A 6,019-nucleotide genomic window follows, 5' to 3' on the forward strand; every position below is an offset into this window, starting at 1 on the left:
CCCCTTCACCGGCGCTGCTGAGGCGGTGTTGGGACGCTGGAGACGGCGGAGACGCTCAGGAGAGACTGGGGGCATCTTGAGGGATTTGTTAGGCGGGCGCGCTGAGGTTATTGGCGCAACGGTCTGGTTTTTGGCTCTGGGTGTTATGTTCTTTGACATTGATGGATAACTGAAGAGATATGTGGGCGGTTTGGTTCGTTTCGACGGATTGAATGTCTGTATATCGCGCTAGTAGGTTTCTCGAGCAATCGGGGCCGATGATCTAGTGTCAGCTTCACTGTTTGAGTGGTTCACTGATTTCTTAGGAAGTCTGTGTACATCAAACAGAAGACTTCATCAGGATTAGCCTCCTGATGAGATGTGCAGAGGTTCGAACGTCAAGGATAGCGCAGCAATGTGCTTTCAACTTGAGAGTTTGATCCTGGCTCAGAACGAACGCTGGCGGCAGGCCTAACACATGCAAGTCGAGCGCGCCCTTCGGGGTGAGCGGCGGACGGGTTAGTAACGCGTGGGAATATACCCTTTGGTACGGAATAGCCTCTGGAAACGGAGAGTAATACCGTATGAGCCCTTCGGGGGAAAGATTTATCGCCAAAGGATTAGCCCGCGTTAGATTAGGTAGTTGGTGGGGTAATGGCCTACCAAGCCTACGATCTATAGCTGGTTTTAGAGGATGATCAGCAACACTGGGACTGAGACACGGCCCAGACTCCTACGGGAGGCAGCAGTGGGGAATCTTGGACAATGGGGGCAACCCTGATCCAGCCATGCCGCGTGAGTGATGAAGGCCTTAGGGTCGTAAAGCTCTTTCGCCTGTGAAGATAATGACGGTAGCAGGTAAAGAAACCCCGGCTAACTCCGTGCCAGCAGCCGCGGTAATACGGAGGGGGTTAGCGTTGTTCGGAATTACTGGGCGTAAAGCGCACGTAGGCGGACTGGAAAGTTGGGGGTGAAATCCCAGGGCTCAACCCTGGAACTGCCTCCAAAACTATCAGTCTAGAGTTCGAGAGAGGTGAGTGGAATTCCAAGTGTAGAGGTGAAATTCGTAGATATTTGGAGGAACACCAGTGGCGAAGGCGGCTCACTGGCTCGATACTGACGCTGAGGTGCGAAAGTGTGGGGAGCAAACAGGATTAGATACCCTGGTAGTCCACACCGTAAACGATGAATGCCAGTCGTCGGGTAGCATGCTATTCGGTGACACACCTAACGGATTAAGCATTCCGCCTGGGGAGTACGGTCGCAAGATTAAAACTCAAAGGAATTGACGGGGGCCCGCACAAGCGGTGGAGCATGTGGTTTAATTCGAAGCAACGCGCAGAACCTTACCAACCCTTGACATCCTAGGACCGGCCCAGAGATGGGTCTTTCACTTCGGTGACCTAGTGACAGGTGCTGCATGGCTGTCGTCAGCTCGTGTCGTGAGATGTTCGGTTAAGTCCGGCAACGAGCGCAACCCACATCCTTAGTTGCCAGCAGTTCGGCTGGGCACTCTAGGGAAACTGCCCGTGATAAGCGGGAGGAAGGTGTGGATGACGTCAAGTCCTCATGGCCCTTACGGGTTGGGCTACACACGTGCTACAATGGCAGTGACAATGGGTTAATCCCAAAAAACTGTCTCAGTTCGGATTGGGGTCTGCAACTCGACCCCATGAAGTCGGAATCGCTAGTAATCGCGTAACAGCATGACGCGGTGAATACGTTCCCGGGCCTTGTACACACCGCCCGTCACACCATGGGAGTTGGTTCTACCCGACGGCCGTGCGCTAACCTTTTGGGGGCAGCGGACCACGGTAGGATCAGCGACTGGGGTGAAGTCGTAACAAGGTAGCCGTAGGGGAACCTGCGGCTGGATCACCTCCTTTCTAAGGATGTATCTAGTTATATTTGTTCGCAAATCTCGTGATACACTTAGCAGAAGATCAACAAACAAAGTTGATCAAACTCATGGACCGAGCCGTCCTCATATCTCTTCAGAACACATCAGGCCGACCGGCCTGTCTGGGTCGGTAGCTCAGGTGGTTAGAGCGCACGCCTGATAAGCGTGAGGTCGGAGGTTCAAGTCCTCCTCGACCCACCAAGACATTTTTTGCCTCAGGCAAAAAAGTCGTTGTCGCGGCAGTGCCTTTGCGTAGCGAAGGTCACGAAAGCGACTATTTTGGGGCCTTAGCTCAGCTGGGAGAGCGCCTGATTTGCATTCAGGAGGTCAGGAGTTCGATCCTCCTAGGCTCCACCATTTACCCGATCAGATCGTTAAGCACCTTTGGGTTTTTAACCGTCCGATTGGACGCAGCTTCTTCGGAGGCTTTGACATCGTATAGAGAGAAATCAATCAACACTGTTTGATCGCGCCGAGTGTGGCGTTGATCTCAGTTGGTCCTCTTCGGAGGAGGTTCGATTTGGGATGTTTCCTCGTCCCTCTTTGAATATCCCGGCTGAAACGAACAGAGTTGTCCAAGTCAAGTACACTAACCCGCATGATCTGACGATCATGCATTGTCTTCCATTCTCCATGTGGGGCCGACCGACATCGGCAGCATGGGTTCCAGGATGGAAGGCGGGAAAGTATGCTTTTGGTTCAGAAACAGAGGCGGCCTTTAGTTACCAGCTGGGTCTGCCGTGAAGGACGTCTGTCTTTCTCTTTCTGGATCAAATCAAGCGCGAGAAGGGCGTTTGGTGAATGCCTTGGCAGCAAGAGGCGATGAAAGACGTGATACTCTGCGATAAGCCATGGGGAGCTGAGAATAAGCTTTGATCCATGGATTTCTGAATGGGGCAACCCACCTGAAAGCTTCATATTGTTATCTCTGATAATCAATATGTTGCTTAAACAGGTACTTAAGACCTGAATACATAGGGTTTTAAGAGCAAACCCGGGGAACTGAAACATCTAAGTACCCGGAGGAAAGGAAATCAATTGATACTCCCCTAGTAGCGGCGAGCGAACGGGGACCAGCCGAGCCAGATAAGTGACTAGAACATGTTGGGAAGCATGGCCATAGCGGGTGACAGCCCCGTATAGGAAGCTTTGATGGACGTATTAAGTAGGGCGGAACACGTGAAATTCTGTCTGAAGATCGGAGGACCACCTTCGAAGGCTAAGTACTCCTTGCTGACCGATAGCGAACCAGTACCGTGAGGGAAAGGTGAAAAGCACCCCGACGAGGGGAGTGAAACAGTACCTGAAACCGAACGCCTACAATCAGTCGGAGGCTCCTTGCGAGCTGACGGCGTACCTTTTGTATAATGGGTCATCGACTTGGTCTCACGAGCAAGCTTAAGCCGTTAGGTGTAGGCGTAGCGAAAGCGAGTCTTAATAGGGCGCATGAGTTCGTGGGATCAGACCCGAAACCGAGTGATCTAGGCATGGCCAGGTTGAAGGTAAGGTAACACTTACTGGAGGACCGAACCCACATCCGTTGAAAAGGATCGGGATGAGCTGTGCCTAGGGGTGAAAGGCCAATCAAACTCGGAGATAGCTGGTTCTCTGCGAAATCTATTTAGGTAGAGCGTCATCCGAATACCCCGGGGGGTAGAGCACTGGATGGGTAATGGGGCCCCACAGGCTTACTGATCCTAACCAAACTCCGAATACCCGGGAGTACTAGATGGCAGACACACTGCGGATGCTAACGTCCGTAGTGGAGAGGGAAACAACCCTGACCTACAGCTAAGGCCCCCAATTCATGGCTAAGTGGGAAAGCAGGTGGGACGACCAAAACAACCAGGAGGTTGGCTTAGAAGCAGCCATCCTTTAAAGATAGCGTAACAGCTCACTGGTCTAAATAAGTTGTCCTGCGGCGAAGATGTAACGGGGCTCAAGCCATGAGCCGAAGCTTAGGATGCCGTAAGGCATGGTAGCAGAGCGTAGTGTGACATAGTCTCATTCCTCCTTCACGTCTTCGGGCGGATTGGAGGAGAGAGGCTTTCGATGAAGCCGGCCTGTGAGGGATCCGGTGGAGAGATCACTAGTGAGAATGATGACATGAGTAGCGACAAAGAGTGTGAGAGACACTCTCGCCGAAAGTCCAAGGGTTCCTGCTTAAAGCTAATCTGAGCAGGGTAAGCCGGCCCCTAAGCCGAGGCCGAAAGGCGTAGGCGATGGGAACCAGGTTAATATTCCTGGGCCGTGGAGTGGTGACGGATCTCAGGTGTAGTTCAATCTTATCGGATTGATTGGGCTGCTGAGAGGTTCCTGGAAATAGCCCTCCTATCAGACCGTACCCTAAACCGACACAGGTGGACTGGTAGAGAATACCAAGGCGCTTGAGAGAACGATGTTGAAGGAACTCGGCAAAATACCTCCGTAAGTTCGCGAGAAGGAGGCCCGGTTCCTAGGCAACTAGGGGCTGGGGGCACAAACCAGGGGGTGGCGACTGTTTATTAAAAACACAGGGCTCTGCGAAGTCGCAAGACGACGTATAGGGTCTGACGCCTGCCCGGTGCCTGAAGGTTAAAAGGAGAGGTGAGAGCCTTGAATTGAAGCCCAGGTAAACGGCGGCCGTAACTATAACGGTCCTAAGGTAGCGAAATTCCTTGTCGGGTAAGTTCCGACCTGCACGAATGGCGTAACGACTTCCCCGCTGTCTCCAACATCGACTCAGCGAAATTGAATTGCCTGTCAAGATGCAGGCTTCCCGCGGTTAGACGGAAAGACCCCGTGCACCTTTACTACAGCTTCGCACTGGCATCAGGATTGTGATGTGCAGGATAGGTGGTAGGCTTTGAAGCGGAAACGCAAGTATCCGTGGAGCCTCCCTTGAGATACCACCCTTCGCACTCTTGATGTCTAACCGCGGTCCGTTATCCGGATCCGGGACCCTGCGTGGCGGGTAGTTTGACTGGGGCGGTCGCCTCCTAAAGCGTAACGGAGGCGCGCGAAGGTTGGCTCAGAGCGGTCGGAAATCGCTCGTTGAGTGCAATGGCAGAAGCCAGCCTGACTGCGAGACTGACAAGTCGAGCAGAGTCGAAAGACGGCCATAGTGATCCGGTGGTCCCGAGTGGAAGGGCCATCGCTCAACGGATAAAAGGTACGCCGGGGATAACAGGCTGATACTGCCCAAGAGTCCATATCGACGGCAGTGTTTGGCACCTCGATGTCGGCTCATCTCATCCTGGGGCTGGAGCAGGTCCCAAGGGTACGGCTGTTCGCCGTTTAAAGAGGTACGTGAGCTGGGTTTAGAACGTCGTGAGACAGTTCGGTCCCTATCTGCCGTGGGTGTAGGAGACTTGAGAGGAGTTGCCCCTAGTACGAGAGGACCGGGGTGAACGATCCACTGGTGGACCAGTTGTCGTGCCAACGGCAGTGCTGGGTAGCTATGATCGGACAGGATAACCGCTGAAGGCATCTAAGCGGGAAGCCCCCCTCAAAACAAGGTCTCCCTGAGGGCCGTGGAAGACCACCACGTCAATAGGCCGGAGATGTAAGCGCAGTAATGCGTTCAGTTGACCGGTACTAATCGCCCGATAGGCTTGATTTGATCCAGTAACAGAAAGACAAATCAAAACCAAAAGCATACACCGACCTTGAGTTGGACAACGTTGATTGATGTGAAACCCCGTAAAGGGGTGACATAACAACCGAGTGGCAACGCGCCTTTGCACGCAAAGACGCTGCCTGCCACCCGTCGCTTTCTTGCTCAGCAAGAATGCAGACATGGGCTTTTCCTCGGTTTGGTGGTCATAGCGCAAGTGAAACACCCGGTCCCATCCCGAACCCGGAAGTTAAGCACTGCCGCGCCAATGGTACTTGGGCTTAAGCCCCGGGAGAGTAGGTCACCGCCAAACCTAGTAAAAGCCCAAAACATCTCTCTAACGATGATACAAATCTGACACTGACGCGGGATGGAGCAGCCCGGTAGCTCGTCAGGCTCATAACCTGAAGGTCGTAGGTTCAAATCCTACTCCCGCAACCAGCGTCAGAAAATCTCAGAACAGCCCGGTCACACTACAATTGATCCCCAAGATCAATCGCTTAACACCCTCAACCCGTCAGAACCACAAAACAATAGGGTGAGAG

General features: G+C 53.1%; 3 tRNA genes and 3 rRNA genes. All 6 read left to right on the top strand.

What is annotated here, in order from left to right:
* Positions 1-403: 403 nt before the first annotated feature.
* The 6 genes from ACR0LY_RS19925 (at position 404) to ACR0LY_RS19950 (ending at position 5,915) form a co-directional block, all read left to right on the top strand.
* Positions 404-1,865, top strand: a 16S ribosomal RNA gene (locus tag ACR0LY_RS19925).
* Between the two features lie 138 nt (positions 1,866-2,003).
* A tRNA-Ile gene (locus ACR0LY_RS19930) sits at positions 2,004-2,080 on the top strand.
* A gap of 80 nt (positions 2,081-2,160) precedes the next feature.
* Positions 2,161-2,236: transfer RNA gene (locus tag ACR0LY_RS19935), tRNA-Ala, on the top strand.
* Positions 2,237-2,652: 416 nt separating this feature from the next.
* Positions 2,653-5,480 (top strand): 23S ribosomal RNA (locus ACR0LY_RS19940).
* Between the two features lie 192 nt (positions 5,481-5,672).
* Positions 5,673-5,787 (top strand): 5S ribosomal RNA (rrf, locus tag ACR0LY_RS19945).
* Together the 16S, 23S and 5S rRNA genes with 3 tRNA genes alongside form the textbook arrangement of a ribosomal RNA operon.
* A gap of 51 nt (positions 5,788-5,838) precedes the next feature.
* Positions 5,839-5,915: transfer RNA gene (locus tag ACR0LY_RS19950), tRNA-Met, on the top strand.
* Positions 5,916-6,019 lie beyond the last annotated feature (104 nt).

This window comes from Ruegeria sp. BC5, assembly GCF_056539205.1.